The sequence below is a fragment of the Desulfurobacterium sp. genome (genome assembly GCF_027028515.1).
Classification (GTDB): Bacteria; Aquificota; Aquificia; order Desulfurobacteriales; family Desulfurobacteriaceae; genus Desulfurobacterium_A.
The window spans coordinates 520-1,916 of sequence record NZ_JALVIW010000018.1 but is presented as its reverse complement, the minus strand read 5'-3'; the positions used below and the strand labels follow the sequence as shown (position 1 = coordinate 1,916).

The window sequence follows — 1,397 nt, the reverse complement described above, 5'->3', positions numbered from 1 at the left end:
CCCCGAGAGCAACAAGCTTTGTTTCGTCCTGATATCCATCTACGACCAGATCGTCTTCCTGCTTTTCGGTATCGTCACAGTTTGTATCAAATACACCGTTGGATCCTGCCGATATAAGCCTTATTGTTAAACCACTAACCGGTGGTGGTTGATTGTTGTCAGAGTAATCAGGATCAACCGTATTCTTTCTTCCAAGATCCCATGTGCAGTACTTGATAGGATTTCCCCATAAGTCGTTTTTTTGAACTGAAACGGTATTGGGTATCTCTTCTGTGCTTGTTTCCTTTAACGGTTCATAGTACCCGTCACCGTCCACATCTTTTGCTTTTGACTCAAGAACCCGCAAGTCTCTATAAAGAATGTTCATAGTGTTGATTCCCTTTTCCATATCACGGAGATATTTATACCTTTCAATTTCATATATCCCGATAAAAACAAGTGCAGTTCCTATCATAAGTGCCATAATTACTTCGATTAACGCTATTCCACTACGGGCAGGTTTCATACCTTATAACCTCCGGAATGATTACCACAAACAGGTAGCTGTACTCTGTTTTTTCTTTTCTGTTGCCGAGTTTTTTTATTCCAAACGGAGTAATTAGTTCTCTTGAAGATTCCCTGTTTATGATTCCACCCATTACAAATACGGAATCAGGTTTCTCTAAAAACTCACTTGTCAAAATTTTTGTATCCACTATCGGCCTTTCTACCTCGTATTCACCACTTTTTACCGTAATGTAGGAAAGGACTTTTTCCTTGTTGAGCTCTACTTTTAAATCAAGTAAGTTGCTTAAAGGATAGTATTTAGGCACAACCTTTAAGATAAAACCACTTTTGCTTTCTCCAAAATCAACTGTCTGAGCTGTAGCTGTGTTCTGCTGTGTTCCGACGGTAGTTATCCCTATCTGCTTCACATATGGATAAAGTGTAGTATCTTCAACTGTTGCTTCTTTTCCGTTTTTTACAGAGAAAAGAATGTTTTTCAGCACCCTGACCTCTCCGGTCTTCTCAAGATACCCCAAAAACGCACTAAGAGAAAACTTGCTTCCCTGAAAGACAAGACTCAAACTGCTGTCTCCCTTTAGTGTTAAGGTTGTCCCACTACTTCCTGTGCTGCTGTACATAAGGTTGTTGCCCGACCACTTGAATCCTATGTCTTTCTCACCTGTCTTTTTGTACTCAATCAAAATAAGATTTAGCTTTATGTTGGTAATTTTGCTCCTTTTAGTAAGGAAATCCTTAATGAACTTATGAACTTCTCTACCTCCATAAACCGCTACCGAATTAAAGTTAAAGCTAACCTTGCTCTTCTACCTAGTAATCCTGGTTTTTTAGCAGCAGCTCTTAATACAGAAATAGGGATTTTTTTATCCTTAGGTATCCCTAATTGTATGTGT

2 protein-coding genes are annotated in these 1,397 nt (G+C 38.9%); both read right to left on the bottom strand.

All coding sequences use genetic code 11. The annotated features are described in order from the left end of the window. On the bottom strand, positions 1 to 505 hold a 505-nt coding region (locus tag MV676_RS01815), incomplete at its 3' end, for a hypothetical protein (RefSeq protein WP_297444739.1). Further along, positions 489 to 1,187, bottom strand: a complete 699-nt coding sequence (locus MV676_RS01810) for a hypothetical protein (protein ID WP_297444738.1) — start codon at positions 1,185 to 1,187, stop codon at positions 489 to 491. The genes MV676_RS01815 and MV676_RS01810, both read right to left, overlap by 17 nt. Positions 1,188 to 1,397: the final 210 nt, after the last annotated feature.